A 15,830-nucleotide genomic window follows, 5' to 3' on the forward strand; every position below is an offset into this window, starting at 1 on the left:
AGATGGTTCTTAGTAAAGTCCGCCTCCATTCGGCGTGTGGACCGGTCATTTGGGAAGGTCCTTACCTCTCCTTGCGCCAGTCCAGACGGGGCGGGGGCGGGCCGAGGTTCGGGGGCGGCTCTTCGCCGGGGTCCTCGTTGCCGTTCTGCGCCAGTACGGCGTCGCGGACGTCCTCCAGCTCGCCAAGCGTGGTTTTGGGGAAGGTCAGTATCGCGGGATTGGCGTCGGCCAGGCGGACCCGGCGGCCCTCCGCGGTGGCGTCGGTGACGATCACGGAGGTCGTCGGCAGCTGCTGCAACTGGTGCGGCTCGACCAGGAACTCCCGCGAGCGCTGCAGCACCCGCTCCTTCTCGCCGATCTTGGTCGCGGTCCTGCCCCACTCGGTCGACTCGGTGATGTCCCCGGCCAGGTCGGTGCGGTTGTCGTCGCGCTCCTCCGTCGACTCCTCCACCTGGGAGATCGTCGAGGTGTAGCCGCCGTCGAGCCCCGGCACCGAGGCGCTGATCGTCTCGGTGAGCTGGGCCAGCTCCAGCCGGTGCTCGGTGCCGACGTGCTCGCTGGCCACCCGCGCGTCCTCGGCGTTGCCCAGCCGCATGAACGCCACCGCCGCGTGCCCGCGCCCGAGCCGCTCCCTGACGGTGGGGGTCAGCGAGCGGTAGGTCAGCACGAGGCCGGTGCGGGAGGTCTCGCAGGCGTCCATGAGCCGGTCGAGCACGTCGCCGCGGAGCTTGTCAGCGCCCGCGACGATGATCGTGTGGTACCAGGGCCGCTCGGAGGCGGGCGACTGGCGCAGGATGTGGGTCAGCGCCGTGGCCACGTACGTGCCGAGGACCCGGTTGCCGAACACGCCCGCCTGGCGGTCCATGCTGACCACGCGCAGGCGCGCGGGCGGCAGCCGTACGGCCTGGGTGCCGAGGGTTTCGAGCTTGCGCAGCTGTGACTCCAGCGCCCACGCCCGCTCGATCACCACGCGGTCGCTGACGCCGCGCCCGAACAGCGTGCCGATGCGCTCCAGCTGCGTCGCGGTGATCAGCCCGAACCTCAGGTCATCGCGCGGGTCGCCCACCTGGGCCAGCGCCCGCAGCGCCGCGGTGACCTGGCTGATCGTGGCGTTCTCGCCCAGGACCTCCAGCACCCGCTCCAGGATGGCGTTGTCGAAGCTGAGGTCGCGGGTGGTGCGGTGCTCCTCGCTGACGCTGACCACGTGGGCCAGCACGTCCGCGAACGCCTCGGGCTTGAGCGTCGCCCCCAGGTCCAGCCGGGGCAGGTCGACGGGCAGCACCCAGACGAGCGGGTCGTCGCCGCCGCGCCTGGCCAGCTCGATGAGGTCCTTGGCGATGGCGCCCTCGGACAGGTCGAGCACGGTCAGGTGCCCGCCGCTGTAGAGCCGGGTGGCGCCGATCAGCGTGATCAGCGCCGACCATCCGGGCAACGTCCCGCCTGCCACGTCGATGCGGTCGATCTCATCCGGTACGGCTACCGCGTACCAGTTGACCTGCCGGTCGTGGCGGTCCTTGACCTCCTGCCACTCGCGGTAGCGCTGGGCGTGCTCCTCCTGGGCGCGGAACAACTCCTTGTCACGTTCCTGACGCACCCGGTCGTCGCGCGCCTGTTGCTCCAGGACCCGGTAGCGCACCGCCCGGTCGCCCTGCAGCAGCGCGTAGCTGCAGATTCCGGCGACGCCGCCCGCGGCCACGAACCCGATCAGCGCGAACGACCAGTCGAGGTAGCCCAGCAGCGCGAGGGCGAAGATGAGCAACGTGAGAAAGATCATGAAGATGCGGAAGATCCGGACCGGCCGGTTGAGCAGATCCTCCTGGAGCTTCTCGCGCCGCAGCAGCTCAGTGTCGACCCGGGCCTGTTCCGCGGCGTCGGCGGGATCGCCGGTGTCGCCGATGGGCGAAGGCCGCTTCGGCGGGGGGCCGGGGTCGGGGTGCAGCAGGACGTACTGCCAGCCCAGGTAGATCCGGTCGGCCTGGAGCTGCGCATGCTCGGGATGCACGTCCGTCACGTGACCCTCCGGCTGCGATATGTCCTTGTCCCGCGGCGACCTCGTCGTCGGCCGCTCGTGACAGCGTAAGAGCTAGAACCCCTATTCGGGCAGGGTTCCCGCCAAATCCATCACAGGGATGGGACCATTGCGGCAGATGGTACAAGCGCGACCTATTACCATCCTTGTCCATGACGGAACCCTCCGGCGCGCCAAGCACCCCCAAACGCCCGGTTGTGGTGCCCGCGATCGGTTTGGTCATCCTCACCGCCGTCGGCGTCACCGCCCTGCTCGGCGGTCTGGACACCACGCCGGACAAGCCGCCGCCCCAGATGGCCGCCGGCCAGAAGATCGACCAGGGCCTGTACGAGACCGAGTTCGTGGAGGCCAGGATCACCGTCCAGCGAGCCGCCAGCAAGTTCGCGGAGGACCGGCGGTATCTCGACATCCTCTTCAAGGTCACGAACAAGAGCGACACGACGATCCCGACCGGCATGGGCGCCGGCTCGACGGGCGCCGGCACCGGCTTCGCCAGAACGCTGATCAAGATGACGCCCGAGATCAAGTCGCAGTGGGGCGCACAGGCCTTCATCCCCTCGGGTGAGGACGGCAAGAGCTCCCAGCTGCATCCCGGGGTCCCGTCGAACGTGACCGTCCGCTACGAGCTGGACAAGGCGGCCCAGGCTCCGCCCGAGGTGGCCCTGAGCCTGTCCAAGCTGGAGAAGACCGAGCACCCCCTCTTCCGCACGACGAATTGGATGCCTGTCGAAAAGGAAGACCCCTTCACCAGAAAGCGCACCATCGAAGCGCTCTACACCATCAAGGCCCCGGTGAAGCAGGAGGGGGCGCCGTGACCGCGACCGACCAGCGGCCGGCGGCCTCGCGCAGACGCCGCGCGCCCGCCCGCGGGGGCGGTTCCAAGGTTCTCGGCGCCATCGTGGGCCTCGCGCTGGCCGCGGGCGCCGTCGGACTCCAGACCTTGGGCCTGAGCGCCGACGAGATGTCGATGCCGCTCGTGAGCGCCGGAGACAAGGGCGAGGAGGTCGCCACCGGGCGGTTCACCATCCGGGTGGACGGCGTGAAGACGGCCAAGTCCATTCGTGTGGCGGACAAGACCGCCGTCACGGGCAATGTCTTCCTGGTGGTCGAGACCTCGGCGACCGTGCCGCAGGAGCCCTTGAAGATCCGGCCGCCCGTTCTGGTCGCCGACGACGGTCGGCGCTTCGACACCACGGACAAGGTCGACAGGAGCAAGACGCTGGCGAACGTGTGGAGCCAGCCGGGCTGGTGGACCTCGGGCGTGTTCGTGTTCGACGTGCCCGCCGACGCGCTGGCCGGTGCCAAGGCCTCGTTCGTCGCGCCCACGAACGCCTTCTACAGCGAGCCGACGTTGCCGGCGGCCGAGGTCGACCTGGGCATCGACGAAGCTGCGGCCAAGCAGTTCGCGGCCGCCCCTCAGGACGTGTACACGCTGGGCGAGAAGAAGTAGACGATGAGCACGAACGATTCAGAGCGCGACTGGTTCGCCCCGCCCGCCGGCCAGCCCCCGCAACGTCCGCAGCCGCCGGCGGCTCCGATTCGGCGTCCGGGGCGCCGGGCCACCGCACCGACGCCACCGCGCCCCCGGCCCGGGATCCACGCCGACCAGCAGGTGTGGCCGCCCGCTCCCGCCGAGCCGACCGACAGCTCGACGCAGCCCATCCCGGCCATCCCGAGCGCGGGCCCGTTGCCTCCGAGGCCGCCGCAGCCGCCGTGGACCCCTCCGGAGGAGACGCCGCCCGCCGCCGCGCCGCCGCCCAGGTCGCGCCGCCTCCTGCTCGGCGTCGGGGCGGTCGTCGCCCTGGTGGTGGCCCTCGGCGCGCCGACCGCCGACCGGTACCTGTTCTACAAGAGCGGCCGCCCGAGCCCGACCGTGCACCTGGCGGAGCCCGGCCAGACGCTCACCTACGAGCACGTGTCCTGGAAGTCGGCGATCGAACCGACCACCGCGCCTCCGGGCAGCAGGCACAACACCCCCGACAAGCAGTGGTTGAAGATCACCGTCACCCGTTCCGCCACCGACGACACCGGCGCCGTGCTCACCGCCAAGCCGGAACTCAAGCTCAAGGACGCCGGCGGGCGGACGTGGATGGCCGAGATCTACGAGGACAACACCCCGACCGAGAAGCACGAGGTCGGCAAGGAGTACAGCTACCTGGCCATGGCGGTCGTCCCGGCGGCGGTCGGCAAGGAGGTCCAGCTGAACCTGGAGCCGAACATCACCTACCGCATGGACACCCCGACGGAGAAGCTCTTCGCCCCGGACGAGGAGAACCTGGACAAGGACCGCCGCAACGATGTGATCGTCTTCAGGCGGTGATGTCCTCGCCGCGGGCCCTGGCCCTGGTCGCCGCGATGTCGAAGGTGGCGGCCAGCAGGCAGTAGGTGAGCACGGTCACCAGCAGGTTCTTGACGAAGTCCACGGGCCAGCTGACCCACAGCCACATGTAGGGCGTGGGCGAGCCGATGAACGTGCTGACCGCCCTGTCCAGATAGTCCGCGCCGACGCGGATGCCCACGAACAGCACGCACATCAGCCCGAAGAGCGTCGCACCGCCCTTGACCGTGACGCGGAAGGCGTTCACGACCGGGACCCAGCGCTCCTGGAATCCGCCGACCATGCGGTTGACCGACCGCTGGGTGACCTCGTGCGAGCCCTCCAGCCTGTCGACGCCGCCCGCCAGCCGGGTGCCACGCACTGCCCGCCGGGTGTCGTCGACCGTGCCGCCGAACACCAGAACGGCGACGGCCAGCCAGGTGAGCGGCATGACCAGGGCGTCCACGATGAAGGGCCACGTCTCGCCCAGCCAGCCCCAGAACGCCTCCAGGCCGGGGACGCTCTCCTTGGCCTGGGCGACGATGTCCCCCGCCTCGGAGACCACGACGCGGTGCTCGGCCCAGTCGGCACGCAGCGCGCCGAAGGTGAAGACCGCGTTCAGGCCGCAGAACATGAAGGCGAACTCGGCGAAGGCGGTCGCGACACCGGCCAGCTTGCCGCCCCCGCGCTCGACCCGCCGCTCGAACAACATCCGCAGCCCCAGTGCCACCGCCATGGCGGCCAGCGACACCCGCCAGTCGAGACCGACCAGCCCGCCGCGGAACGTGACCTCTTCCTCCGTGCCGTTGGCGATGTTGCCAAGGATGATGTTGTAGAAGTTGTCGTCCAGGTTGTGCAGCGAGTCCATCGCCAGGAAGGCCGCGGCGTCGGGCTTGTACAGCTCCCAGGCGAGATAGATGACCGCGAACGCGGGGGCGATCCGGTTCAGTGACGACCAGAACGACTCGTCCTCGGCCCCGTCGGCCCGGCGCGCGGCGCTCTCCCACATGGCGGCGCGCAGGGAGAGCATCATCCCGGTGATGACGGTCATCGCCAGCATGACGATGATCGTCATGAGTGTGATGGTCGCCACCAGGCGGGCCTGGCGGAAGTCGCCGTGGGAGATCTCGGTCGCGATGTAGAGGAGCGCCCAGCGGGCCGCCTCGCCCGCGGAGAACCACAGGACCAGCGGCAACGCGCACTTGCCCGCCAGACGCAGGGTGTGCAGGGGCAGCGAGTACGGCGAGGGCACTCGCTGAGCCGGTGTCGGCCCGGGTTGAGGGGGTGCCACCACACCAGACGATCCGGACATCTGCAGAATCGTAGCGGTCTGTCATGGATGGGCGCATCCACATCGCGGAATGCCGCCAATCAGTTGATTGTTCAACCGTCCATGACGCTTCTCAACGAGATCGAGCGTTACCGCTACGCCGAGCGGTTGCTTGGCCAGCGGGACGCGCTCGGAGCCCTGTACATGCTGGAGCCGCTGCTCGACGAGCACGGCGACGACCCCGGCGTGCTCCTGCTCGCCGCCCGCGCCTATTTCCACTCCGCCCAGCTCGGCCGCGCCCAGAAGACCCTGGGCACGCTGGTCGAACGCGACCCGAGCGACCACTATGCCCGGTTCCTGCTGGGCCGCACGCTGGAGCGGGCGAGCAAGCCCGAGCAGGCGCTGCCGCACCTGCGGATGGCCGCGGCCATGGCCGCCGAGCCCGACTACGCCGACTCGGTGACGCGAGTCGAGCGGAAGCTGTCCTTGTAGTTCATCAACAGGTGAAACGCGCCGCCCGCGAGCAGGCCCCAGAAGGCCGAGCCGACGCCGAAGAAGGAAACTCCCGAGGCGGTCACCACGAAGGTGACGGCGGCGCTCTCCACCCCGGCCCTGAACGCCGCCGTGATCGAGGCGGCCAGCGCGCCGAGCAACGCCAGACCGGCCACCGCCTCGATCAGCACCGGCGGGGCCAGCAGGACCAGTGCGACCGCCAGGCCAGAACCGAGGCCCAGGACGACCATGGAGATGCCCGAGGTCAGCGAGGCGACCCAGCGGCGCGCCGGGTCCTCGTGGGCGTCGGGCCCGGCGGCGAGCGCCGCCGAGATGGCGGCCAGGTTGATCGCGTGGCCGCCGAGGAAAGCCCCTGCGGCGGTGCCTGCCCCGGTGGTCAGCAGCACCTCGCCGAACGGCGGGCGGTAGCCGTACCCGGACAGGACGGCCATGCCCGGCACGTTCTGGGAGGCCATCGTCACCAGGAAGAGCGGCAGCGCGATGCCGACCATGGCGGCGCCGGTGAAGGCCGGTACGGCCGGCGCCACCACGGGCGCCGCGTCGAAGGTGAGTGAGGGCATCGACAACTCTGTCACCACGATCGCCACGACGGCGGCGGCCAGCGCGCCCGGCACCGCCCACATGCGGGCGAACCGGTAGAGCAGCGCCCAGATCACGATCACCGGGATCGCCATGAGCGGCACCTGCGCGACCGCGGCCACCGGCGCCAGGCACAGCTTGAGCAGGATGCCGGCCAGCATCGCGCCGGCGATCGGCTGCGGGATGCGGGCGATCAGGCGGCCGAGCGCGGGGAACAGCCCGGTGACCATGATGGCCAGTCCGCAGACCAGGAACGCGCCGATCGCCGCGGCGTAGCCGCCGTCCACGGGGCCGGTGGACAGCAGCAGCGCCGCCCCGGGGGTGGACCAGGCGGCGGTGATCGGCATGCGGTGCCGTACAGACAGGACGATGGTCGTGACGCCCACGGCCACGCAGAGGGCGAGCAGGCCGGAGGCGGCCTGGCGGGAGTCGGCGCCGACGGCGCGCAGCCCGGCCAGCACGACGGTGAACGAACTGGCGAAGCCCACCACCGCGGTCACGATGCCGGCGATGACCGGCCTCAGGATGGTTCGTTCCATTTATGGAACAGTAGTGAACTCGACGGCGAGAGGGCAAGATGGGCGGCATGGAATCCCGGCCGGCGCTCGACGGCGACCCGCGCGAGGTGGGCCAGCGCGTACGCAGGCTACGGGAGGCCCGCGGCGTCTCCCTGTCGGAGCTGGCCAGACGGGCCGGCATCGGCAAGGCCACACTCTCCGGCGTCGAGACCGGCCAGCGCAACCCCACCCTGGAAACACTCTGGGCGATCACCGCGCAGCTCGGCGTCCCCATCGCCGCTATCCTCGACACCCCAGCGGAACCCCAGGTCATGTACGGCGCCGCCGTCGAGGCCACCCTGCTGGAGGTGTTCGAGGACCAGGAGGTCACCTACGAGCTCTACCGGCTGCGCGTCCCGCCGGGAACCACCCAGTCCTCGCCCGCCCACCACGAGGGCGTCACCGAACACCTCACCGTCTTCCACGGCACCCTGGTCGCCGGGCCGGCGTCCGCGCCGCTGACGGCGGGACCCGGCGACCACATCAGCTGGACCTCCGACGGGCCGCACACCTACCGGGCGCAGGGCCCCGACGTCGTGCAGGCCAGCCTGCTCATCCGCTACCCCGGACGGCAGACCTTGCAGGGCCGGTAGCCCTCCCGCTCGGCCTGGGCCAGCGTGCGGAAGCCGACCCGGTGCGGCGGCGTGATCCGGCGGGCGTTGTGGCAGGTCGGGAAGCAGACCACACCCGTGGTGTCGCTGCCCAGGTAGAAGACGTGGGAACCGGCCAGCTCACGCATCCGCGCCAGGTCCACGCCCTCGCCCGCCAGCACCTCCTCCTTCGCGCTCGCGCCGAAGACGTACTCGCCGGGGACGCCGTCCGAGCGGGTCACCCGGTGGCAGGGGATCAGCAGCGGCACCGGATTGTTGCCCAGCGCGGTGCCCACCGCCCTGACCGCCTTGGGCCGGCCGATCCTGGCGGCGATCCACGCGTACGGGCGTACCTCGCCGCGCGGGATCGTCCGCGCCGCCAGCAGCACGTCGCGCTGGAAGTCGCTGATCCCGCGCAGGTCCACCTCAAGCCCGGACGCCTGGCCCGTGCGCAGCGCCGGCACCAGCCCGGCGGGCGGACGCTCGGCCCGCACCAGCGGACGGCCGAACCGCCGGCGGAACGTCTCGGCGAAGCCGTCGCCGTGGTGCACGTAGGCGATGCCGCGATCGGTGAAGGCCACCGACAGCTCGCCGATCGGGCCCGGCACAAGGGTCCAGCGGGCGGCGATCCGGTCGTAGAGATCGTGCGGCGGCTCCGCGGCCAGTGCCGCGAGTCCGGTGATGATCGGGTCGTGGGTCATCGGGCACCTCCCAGTGTGCGCAGCCGCTTCAGGCCTCGTGAGATATGCGATTTGACGGTGCCCTGCGGGATCCGCATGACCGTCGCGATCTCGCTGACCGGCAGGTCCACGACGTGCCGCAGCACCACGGCCGCCCGCTGGTCGCTCGGCAGCTGGACCAGCAGATCGGCCAGCTCGTCGCCGGTCTCGTGGCGCAGGGCCGCCTCCTCCACACCCTCGCCCGGATCCAGCGTCTCGACCGGCTCGTCGAACAGATGCGGTGGCGGCTTGCGGGACTTGTGCCGGGCGCAGTTGCGCCAGACGTTCATCACGATCGTGACGATCCAGGCGCGCGGCTGCAGCTCGGAGATGCGGTCCTGGTCGTAGTCCGCGAGCGCGCGGTAGGCACGCAGGAACGCCTCGGCCGTCAGGTCCTCCGCATCGGCCCACTTGCCCGTCAGGCGGAGCGCGGTCGAGAACACCAGACCCCGGTAAGCGTTGAAGAGCTCGCCGAACCCCTCGTCGAGGTCGTCGAGCAGCGCTTTGCGCACCGGATCACGGCATTCCATGTCAATCACATTCCATAGAACACCATCGCCTACGCGGAGGTTGCACTCGCCGCGCTCCGGCCCACCACGCGGCGTAACGGCGAGCTACCCGTGAGCCCTCACGACCGGCGCTCGACGGGCGCCCGCCGACGTCGGCGGGGCGGGTAGGGGGGCGGTAGCCGTAACGCATAGAACCGCCCGAACGCAGAGAACCGCCGTAACGCGCGCCGCACAAAAAGGCGGGCCCGCATAGAGCGGGCCCGCCAGGAGGGGGACGGTGACTCAGACGGCGACGGCGAGCTGCGAGACCTCGCCGAGGCGGGCGGAGACGTGGACGTCACGGGTGACGCCACCGCCCGCGATGATGCGGACCGTCCAGTCGCCGGGAGCGGCGAAGAAGCGGAAGATGCCCTCGTCGGACACCACGACCTCGCCGGTGAACTCGCCCGAGTGGTCGAGCAGTCGCGCGTAGGCGGTGCCCGCGCCGGTCACCACGCCCTGGATGACGGCCTGGGTGGACAGGTCGATCCCGGCGGGCAGCGTCGCGGTCTGCTCCGGCGCCGCGCAACCCTGAGATACAACAGACATCAGCGGGCCTCTCCTAGCTCGATCGGTACGCCCACGAGCGAGCCGTACTCGGTCCATGAACCGTCGTAGTTCTTGACGTTGGCCTGGTCGAGGATCTCGTGCAGCACGAACCACGTGTGCGCCGAGCGCTCGCCGATGCGGCAGTAGGCGATGGTGTCCTTGCCGAAGTCGACGCCGGCCTCCCCGTAGAGGGTGCGCAGGTCGTCGTCGGACTTGAAGGTGCCGTCGTCGTTGGCCGACTTCGACCACGGGATGTTGCGGGCGGTGGGCACGTGGCCGGCGCGCTGGGCCTGCTCCTGCGGGAGGTGCGCGGGAGCCAGCAGCTTGCCGGTGAACTCGTCGGGCGAGCGCACGTCGACCAGGTTGAGCTTGCCGATCGCGCTGACGACGTCGTCGCGGAAGGCGCGGATGGAGCTGTTCTGGTCCTGGGCGACGTAGGTGGTGGCGGCCTTGGCCGGCACGTCCTTGACCAGCTCGCGGGAGTCGAGCTCCCACTTCTTGCGACCGCCGTCGAGCAGCCGGACGTTCTCGTGCCCGTAGAGCTTGAAGTACCAGTACGCGTAGGCGGCGAACCAGTTGTTGTTGCCGCCGTAGAGCACGACCTGGTCGTCGTTGGAGATGCCGCGCTCGGACAGCAGGGCCTCGAACCCGGCCTTGTCCACGAAGTCGCGGCGGACCGGGTCCTGCAGGTCGGACTTCCAGTCGATCTTGACGGCGCCACGGATGTGGCCCTTGTCGTAGGCGCTGGTGTCCTCGTCGACCTCGACGAGTACGACACCGGGCGTGTCGAGGTTGGCCTCGACCCAGTCGGCATCCACCAGGACGGCGGAGCGGCTCATTGGGGAACCTCCATTTTGGCGGCGGGCAGTAGACGGCGAATCAGCAGATACATCTCGCAGCCAAGACAGAATCCGAAGGCTGCGTTGAGGAGGGCGGCGAGGAGGGCCGCTGCCGTCGCCACCAGGGCGAGCGGCGTGATCCCGGTGAAGAAACCGATCAGCCCGGCACCCGCGAAGACCAGCCCGACCACCTGCGCGAAGCGTGGCGGGCGGGCGTCTTCCGTCTCCTTCGGAGCGCTCTTGACGAGCGTCTTGAAGAGCATGGTGTACGGCGAGCGACCCGCCGTACCGAGTGCGAAAACCACCGCCTGGGCGGCCAGGAGCCAGGGGCTCTCGGTCACCAGGACTAGGACGAGGACCATTGTCGTGATCGCGGCGCCGAAGCGCAGCGCTCTGGGGTCGGCACGCATCGCTGGATGCTCCTGAAGGGGTCGGGTTGGGGCGGACCTGAATGTCCGCGAGACCGTCCTCAGGCAGCGCGACAGAGCGCGGTGGCCACGCGGCAGAAATCTACCGCGCGCCGCTTCGTCAGCAGCTCTGTCGTGGGGTTCATGTCGATGAGACTACATCGACGTCTCGCCATCTGTCACATCTCGTCCGGCTCCTGAGACACCGCTGTGCCCAAAGCCGCGAGCACGTCAGCCTTCCTGGGCTGCCCCGACGCCGTTTTTGTGATTTTTCCCGACCTATCCAGGACGAGGACCGTCGGGGTGCGCAGAATGTCCAGTTGCCGCACCAGATCCAGCCGGGACTCCGCGTCGATCTCCACGTGCGCCACGCCCGGCACCAGCTCGGCCACCTCGGTCAGGATCCTGCGCGTGGCGCGGCACGGCTGGCAGAACGCGGTCGAGAACTGCACCAGCGTCGCCCGCTCCCCCAGCGGCGCGCCGATCTGCCCTTCCGTCAGCACGTCTGCCGGCTTGTCCGTGGCCGTTTCGCGCATTCTTCCGTCGCGGCGCAGTCGTACCACCCCGATCACCAAGCCCAGCGCCAGTGTGCCGAGCGCCACCCACAAACCCGTCATCGCTCATGGCCAACCATCGCCGGGCCGTGGTTCTTCCCTACGCCTCGGTCTTGGTGTGGACCAGCAGCTTGCCGTCCTGGTCGACGATCCTGATGAACCGGATCGAGTCCAGCGGCAGCTTCGTCTTGAGCTGGAAGACCGGCGGCTTCTCGTAGTTCTCCCGGCTGACCTCCCAGCCGTCCAGCGTCTCCCGCTTGCCGCCCTCGCCGAGCACGATCACCCGGCACTGGGTGCCGACCGCCACGCCGGAGACGGTGAGGTTGAGCTCGGTGCCGCCCTCGGCGGGCACCGCCATGACCGTGGCCTGCCTGGCGCCGTTGGCGCCCTTGAACTCCTTGCCGGCGGGGGCGTTCAGCGTCGCCGCGGTGGGCGACTCCGACGCGCTCTTGCTCGCCGCGATCCGCGGCTCCGGGCTCGCGCTGGCGGCGAAGCCGCTGCTGTCCCGCTGGACGTCGCTGTCCGGGGCGGCCGCCTGGCCGTGCTCGGCGTGCTCCGGGCCCGCGGCCGTCGAGCTGATGGTCTCGCGGCCGACCGTGGTCGTCCAGATCGTGCCGCCGACGGCGATCACCGCGGCGGACGCGGCCACGGCCAGCAGGACACGGCCGCGCCTGCTGCGCTTGGCCCGGTCGTTCAGCAGCCGGTCAAGCACCTGGCGCGGGGGGCTGGCGACCAGTTCCACGTCGCGCTCGGAGACCTTGCCCAAAAAGGCGGTCACGCCTTCGAGCTCCATGAGCTCCGCGCCGCACGCCTCGCACGTGGCGAGATGGGTGTCGATCTCCAGCGCCTCCTCGGGGTCGAGCGCGCCGAGCGCGTGGGCGCCCAGCGACAGCCGTACCTCCTCACAGGTCATCCTCACGGCGCCAACCCCCGCTCTTCCAGCGCCAGCTTCAACGCCCGCAACGCGTAGTAGGTGCGGGACTTGACCGTGCCCGGCGGAATGCCGAGCGTGGCCGATGCCTCCTTCACGGACTTCCCCCGGTAGTAGACCTCCATGAGCACCTCGCGGTGCTCCGGCCGCAGCGCCGCGAGGGCCTCGGCCACGGCCCACGACTCGACGGCCTTCTCCAGCTCGTCGTCTGCGGGGATCACGGCCAGCGCCTCGTCACCCGTCTCGGGCGGCCTGGCCCTCCTCGCCCGGTGCTGATCGACGACGAGATTGCGTGCCACCGTGAACAGCCACGCGCGGATCGGACGCCCGGACAACGCGTCGGGATGCCGCCAAGCCCTCAGCAGCGTCTCCTGCACGACATCCTCCGCCCGGCCGGAATCTCCGGTAAGTCGCAATACGTAGCCATACAGCGGCCCGGCGTGCTCGTCGAAGAGGGTGCGTACAAGCTCCTCGTCGGCGGTGCCAGCTGGACTCACGCCCTCATCACGTACGGCACGGCCAGCCGGTTCACCGGCAGCTTTGTCCTCGCTCACTTCACCCGCGGCCTTGCCCCCAGGTGGTTCACCGGCGGTCTTGTCCCCGCTCACGTCACCCGCGGCTTTGTCCCCACCCACCGCGCCAGCTTTGTCCCCACCCACGTCGCCGGTGGCTTTGTCCTCATCCACGGAGCGGCACGTTCTTTCCCTCGGCCGAGAGCTCCAGCCCGTCGGCCACGCTCTTCACGCCCGTCACCTTCACGTCGAACGGCAGCTTGCCCTTGAACGGGATCGTGTAGGTGACGAACTGCGCGAGCTGGCTCGGCACGCCCTGGATCTTCGTGGCGACGAGCTTGATGCCGCCGTCGGTCATCTCCACCTTCAGCTCGGCACTGAACTTCACCTTCTGCCCGCCGAACGGCACCTCACCCGAGGCGACCAGCCGCTGCCCGTTGCCCGAGATCTTCACGCCGGGCGGGGCGAACTTGTCGATCGTCGCCCTGTTCACGGTGCCGCTGACGGTCAGCCGTTCGGCGCGGACGTCCGCGGTGTTCTGGATCACGTCGGACAGCGGCGCGGTGACCCCGTAGGCGACCCCGTGCAGGTTCCGGATGGGCACACCGCTATAGGTGAGCGTCCCCAGGTCGAAGCGGACCTCGGGATAGCGGCCCGCGAACGCCTGGGTCAGGAACGGGATGCCCGCGATCGTCACCGTGGGCGTGCCACTGAGGTCGGCGGCGGCCCCGATCCGGTTGGCCAGGTCACGCTGGACGCCGGCCACCGCGACCCGGTCGACGGCGACAAGGAGAACGATCAGCACGATCAGGAAAATGACCAGCTTGCGCATCGGGCTCCTTTGACACGGGGGACATTGAGCTTACCGACCAGTGCCCGGAAATAGCGGGAGATCACCCGCCCGCGAACGGCGGCAGAACCTCCACCGTCACCCCCTCGCCCAGCACCACGTCGTCATGCGCCCGCCGGCCCACCGGATCGCCGTCCACCAGGAACGACGAACGCCGCATCACCCTGGCCAGATCGTCGCGACCGGCTGTGATTTTCGTCATGAGCTCACCAAGAGTGACGGCCTCGAACGGCTCCTCAGCGACCCCCGCGGCGTCCTTCGCCGCCGCCCAATATCGAACCTTTCCCGTGGCCATAGGCTCCTCACAATCGTGTCCGGTCCATTGTGCGCCCCTGTTAACACGCGTGTTTCACTGTTCAACAGGTGGACGCACAATGAACGCGAGATTCCCTTGGGTTATCCTCACGTATGGGACCTGGGCGACGTAGCCCCCGGGTCCTTGCGCGTTTTGGGGAGGCCGTTATGAGCAACCTGCTCCTGCTGACGAACGCTCTGGAGCCGTCGGCCGAGGTGCTGCCGGCGCTCGGCCTGCTGCTCCACTCGGTACGCGTCGCGCCGGCCGAGGCCTCCGCCCTCATCGACGCCCCACCCTCCGACGCCGTGATCGTCGACGCCCGCAAAGAGCTCGCCCACGCCAAGAGCCTCTGCCGCCTCATCAGGACAACAGGCATAGACGTCCCCCTGCTGGTCATCGTCACAGAAGGCGGCCTAGCCGCCATGACCGCCGAGTGGGGCGTAGACGACGTCCTCCTCGACAGCGCCGGCCCCGCCGAGGTCGAGGCCCGCCTGCGCATGTCCACCGGCCGCCTGTCCCTGTCCTCCACCGAGGACGTACCCGACGAGATCCGCAGCGGCGAGCTGTCCATCGACGAGGCCACCTACACCGCCCGCCTGCGCGGCCGCGTCCTCGACCTGACCTTCAAGGAGTTCGAACTCCTCAAGTACCTCGCCCAGCACCCCGGCCGCGTCTTCACCCGCGCGCAGCTTCTGCAGGAGGTGTGGGGCTACGACTACTTCGGCGGCACCCGCACGGTAGACGTACACGTGCGACGACTACGCGCGAAACTCGGCACCGAATACGAGTCGCTGATCGGCACCGTCCGCAACGTCGGCTACAGATTCGTCCCAGAACGCGGAGACTCATCCCTGGTCTCGTAGCCGCCGCTTCCACCAGGACGGTTTGTACACCCGCGCCGTCGAGCCATGCGGGGCCTCGCCGGTTATCGCGTAGGTGAAGAACGCCTCCAGGTTGTGCTCGGGGCCGAACTCGATCCGCTTGGCCACCTTGCTGTGCGGGTACCCGACCAGCCCGTCCGGGCTCGTGACCGTCGCCTCGCTGCCCTTCCTGTCATAGCTCCACGACCAGCCTGCATGACGGACGATCATTTCCCCTAAGTAGGCGCCCACGCCCATGATCACACTGTGCTTGACGTCTGACGGTGGATCGGACGCCACGAACTCCAGCAGGTAGTTGTCGAGGTGGTGGATGAGGGCCGGATCCCAGTCGAAGGAGTAGCCGTCCTTGCGGGTCTCCTCCACGAAGACCTCCGCCAGCCACCGCATGACATCAGCCGTTTCGGCATCACTGACCGCTTTGCGCCTACGTAACACCCGGTCCTCCGTTTTTGTGCACGGCCGATCCTTCTGAATGGCGGATCCCATGTACGGCGGATCCCTTTGTGGAGCTGATCCCGTGTACGACAGACCCTTTTGTAGGGCGGATCGTTTGTAGGGCGGAGCCTGCCAGACAGCACCGACAACACCACCGACGCTCGCCTCCTCCTGCACCTCAACGCACTGACCCTGGCCCCAGGTCTGGGCGCTGGTAGCGGCGATACACGCTCTGGCGCGGCCCCGCACCAGGCAGGCACGTGCCACCCCTTCCCCATCCCTGCCCTGCCACGGCGCCAGCCTGCACCTGCCACCGCACTCCCGTCGATCTGCAGCCGTAGGTATTGCAACGGCAGAGCACGAACGCCACAGACAATGGCGGCCTGGAGCCGCATCGCCGAGATCACCGCGCACCGCACCCCGAATCACACGGGACAGGCCGCACCCCTGAACCA

At 69.5% G+C, this 15,830-nt stretch carries 21 protein-coding genes; 6 read left to right on the forward strand and 15 right to left on the reverse strand.

All coding sequences use genetic code 11. The annotated features are described in order from the left end of the window. Window positions 1-61 precede the first annotated feature (61 nt). Window positions 62-2,011, reverse strand: coding sequence for a hypothetical protein (locus HNR40_RS03525; protein ID WP_184958270.1), 1,950 nt, complete (start codon window positions 2,009-2,011; stop codon window positions 62-64). Window positions 2,012-2,181: 170 nt separating this feature from the next. Between HNR40_RS03525 and HNR40_RS03530 the strand changes: the two genes are divergently transcribed. The 3 genes from HNR40_RS03530 to HNR40_RS03540 are packed head-to-tail and all read left to right on the forward strand — an operon-like array spanning window position 2,182 to window position 4,349. Continuing rightward, a complete protein-coding gene (locus HNR40_RS03530) occupies window positions 2,182-2,844 on the forward strand; it encodes a hypothetical protein (RefSeq protein WP_184958272.1) in 663 nt (220 codons plus the stop codon). Next, window positions 2,841-3,479 carry a hypothetical protein gene (locus tag HNR40_RS03535; RefSeq protein WP_184958274.1) on the forward strand — a complete coding sequence of 213 codons (639 nt, stop codon included), beginning with the start codon at window positions 2,841-2,843 and terminating at the stop codon, window positions 3,477-3,479. The genes HNR40_RS03530 and HNR40_RS03535 overlap by 4 nt, the downstream gene beginning before the upstream one ends. A gap of 3 nt (window positions 3,480-3,482) precedes the next feature. Continuing rightward, a complete protein-coding gene (locus tag HNR40_RS03540; protein ID WP_184958276.1) occupies window positions 3,483-4,349 on the forward strand; it encodes a hypothetical protein in 867 nt (288 codons plus the stop codon). Here HNR40_RS03540 and HNR40_RS03545 read toward each other — a convergent pair. Beyond that, a complete protein-coding gene (locus HNR40_RS03545; protein ID WP_184958278.1) occupies window positions 4,339-5,658 on the reverse strand; it encodes a hypothetical protein in 1,320 nt (439 codons plus the stop codon). The genes HNR40_RS03540 and HNR40_RS03545 overlap by 11 nt on opposite strands. A gap of 81 nt (window positions 5,659-5,739) precedes the next feature. Between HNR40_RS03545 and HNR40_RS03550 the strand changes: the two genes are divergently transcribed. Next, entirely contained in the window at window positions 5,740-6,108 is a 369-nt protein-coding gene (locus tag HNR40_RS03550) for a tetratricopeptide repeat protein (protein WP_246508320.1), read from the forward strand. Here the strand turns inward: HNR40_RS03550 and HNR40_RS03555 are convergent. Continuing rightward, window positions 6,063-7,247 (reverse strand): benzoate/H(+) symporter BenE family transporter, encoded by a 1,185-nt coding sequence (locus tag HNR40_RS03555; RefSeq protein WP_184958282.1) that lies wholly within the window; start codon window positions 7,245-7,247, stop codon window positions 6,063-6,065. The genes HNR40_RS03550 and HNR40_RS03555 overlap by 46 nt on opposite strands. A 47-nt stretch (window positions 7,248-7,294) precedes the next feature. On the opposite strand from HNR40_RS03555, the gene HNR40_RS03560 reads away from it, so the two are divergent. After that, complete coding sequence (locus HNR40_RS03560; RefSeq protein WP_184958284.1) at window positions 7,295-7,858, forward strand: helix-turn-helix domain-containing protein; 564 nt, start codon at window positions 7,295-7,297, stop codon at window positions 7,856-7,858. On the opposite strand, the gene HNR40_RS03565 is transcribed toward HNR40_RS03560, so the two are convergent. The 11 genes from HNR40_RS03565 to HNR40_RS03610 form a co-directional block, all read right to left on the reverse strand. Next, a complete protein-coding gene (locus tag HNR40_RS03565; protein ID WP_184958286.1) occupies window positions 7,825-8,556 on the reverse strand; it encodes a methylated-DNA--[protein]-cysteine S-methyltransferase in 732 nt (243 codons plus the stop codon). The two genes, HNR40_RS03560 and HNR40_RS03565, sit on opposite strands and share 34 nt — an antisense overlap. Then, window positions 8,553-9,104, reverse strand: a complete 552-nt coding sequence (locus HNR40_RS03570; RefSeq protein ID WP_184958288.1) for an RNA polymerase sigma factor — start codon at window positions 9,102-9,104, stop codon at window positions 8,553-8,555. Before HNR40_RS03570 ends, HNR40_RS03565 begins: the two co-directional genes overlap by 4 nt. 261 nt (window positions 9,105-9,365) lie before the next feature. Continuing rightward, a complete protein-coding gene (locus HNR40_RS03575) occupies window positions 9,366-9,671 on the reverse strand; it encodes a DUF1416 domain-containing protein (protein ID WP_184958290.1) in 306 nt (101 codons plus the stop codon). Beyond that, complete coding sequence (locus HNR40_RS03580; protein WP_184958292.1) at window positions 9,671-10,510, reverse strand: sulfurtransferase; 840 nt, start codon at window positions 10,508-10,510, stop codon at window positions 9,671-9,673. The genes HNR40_RS03575 and HNR40_RS03580 overlap by 1 nt, the downstream gene beginning before the upstream one ends. Continuing rightward, window positions 10,507-10,920 (reverse strand): DUF4395 domain-containing protein, encoded by a 414-nt coding sequence (locus HNR40_RS03585; protein ID WP_184958294.1) that lies wholly within the window; start codon window positions 10,918-10,920, stop codon window positions 10,507-10,509. Before HNR40_RS03585 ends, HNR40_RS03580 begins: the two co-directional genes overlap by 4 nt. Window positions 10,921-10,979: 59 nt before the next feature. Next, window positions 10,980-11,093 (reverse strand): putative leader peptide, encoded by a 114-nt coding sequence (locus tag HNR40_RS57790; protein ID WP_376773436.1) that lies wholly within the window; start codon window positions 11,091-11,093, stop codon window positions 10,980-10,982. Between the two features lie 3 nt (window positions 11,094-11,096). Further along, window positions 11,097-11,453, reverse strand: coding sequence for a TlpA family protein disulfide reductase (locus HNR40_RS03590; protein ID WP_246508544.1), 357 nt, complete (start codon window positions 11,451-11,453; stop codon window positions 11,097-11,099). Between the two features lie 118 nt (window positions 11,454-11,571). Then, complete coding sequence (locus HNR40_RS03595; RefSeq protein ID WP_246508546.1) at window positions 11,572-12,384, reverse strand: anti-sigma factor family protein; 813 nt, start codon at window positions 12,382-12,384, stop codon at window positions 11,572-11,574. Between the two features lie 2 nt (window positions 12,385-12,386). After that, window positions 12,387-12,899 (reverse strand): sigma-70 family RNA polymerase sigma factor, encoded by a 513-nt coding sequence (locus tag HNR40_RS03600; RefSeq protein ID WP_157254790.1) that lies wholly within the window; start codon window positions 12,897-12,899, stop codon window positions 12,387-12,389. Window positions 12,900-13,080: 181 nt separating this feature from the next. After that, the gene (locus tag HNR40_RS03605; RefSeq protein WP_184958300.1) at window positions 13,081-13,746 is read right to left on the reverse strand and encodes an LmeA family phospholipid-binding protein; all 666 of its coding nucleotides are present in this window, start codon (window positions 13,744-13,746) and stop codon (window positions 13,081-13,083) included. 61 nt (window positions 13,747-13,807) lie between these two features. Next, the gene (locus HNR40_RS03610) at window positions 13,808-14,059 is read right to left on the reverse strand and encodes a MoaD/ThiS family protein (RefSeq protein WP_184958302.1); all 252 of its coding nucleotides are present in this window, start codon (window positions 14,057-14,059) and stop codon (window positions 13,808-13,810) included. A 167-nt stretch (window positions 14,060-14,226) separates the two neighbouring features. Between HNR40_RS03610 and HNR40_RS03615 the strand changes: the two genes are divergently transcribed. Continuing rightward, window positions 14,227-14,922 carry a winged helix-turn-helix transcriptional regulator gene (locus tag HNR40_RS03615; RefSeq protein ID WP_184958304.1) on the forward strand — a complete coding sequence of 232 codons (696 nt, stop codon included), beginning with the start codon at window positions 14,227-14,229 and terminating at the stop codon, window positions 14,920-14,922. On the opposite strand, the gene HNR40_RS03620 is transcribed toward HNR40_RS03615, so the two are convergent. Beyond that, complete coding sequence (locus tag HNR40_RS03620; protein ID WP_184958306.1) at window positions 14,905-15,327, reverse strand: hypothetical protein; 423 nt, start codon at window positions 15,325-15,327, stop codon at window positions 14,905-14,907. The two genes, HNR40_RS03615 and HNR40_RS03620, sit on opposite strands and share 18 nt — an antisense overlap. Between the last annotated feature and the right edge of the window lie 503 nt (window positions 15,328-15,830).

The organism is Nonomuraea endophytica (genome assembly GCF_014203235.1).
Lineage (GTDB): Bacteria > Actinomycetota > Actinomycetes > Streptosporangiales > Streptosporangiaceae > Nonomuraea > Nonomuraea endophytica.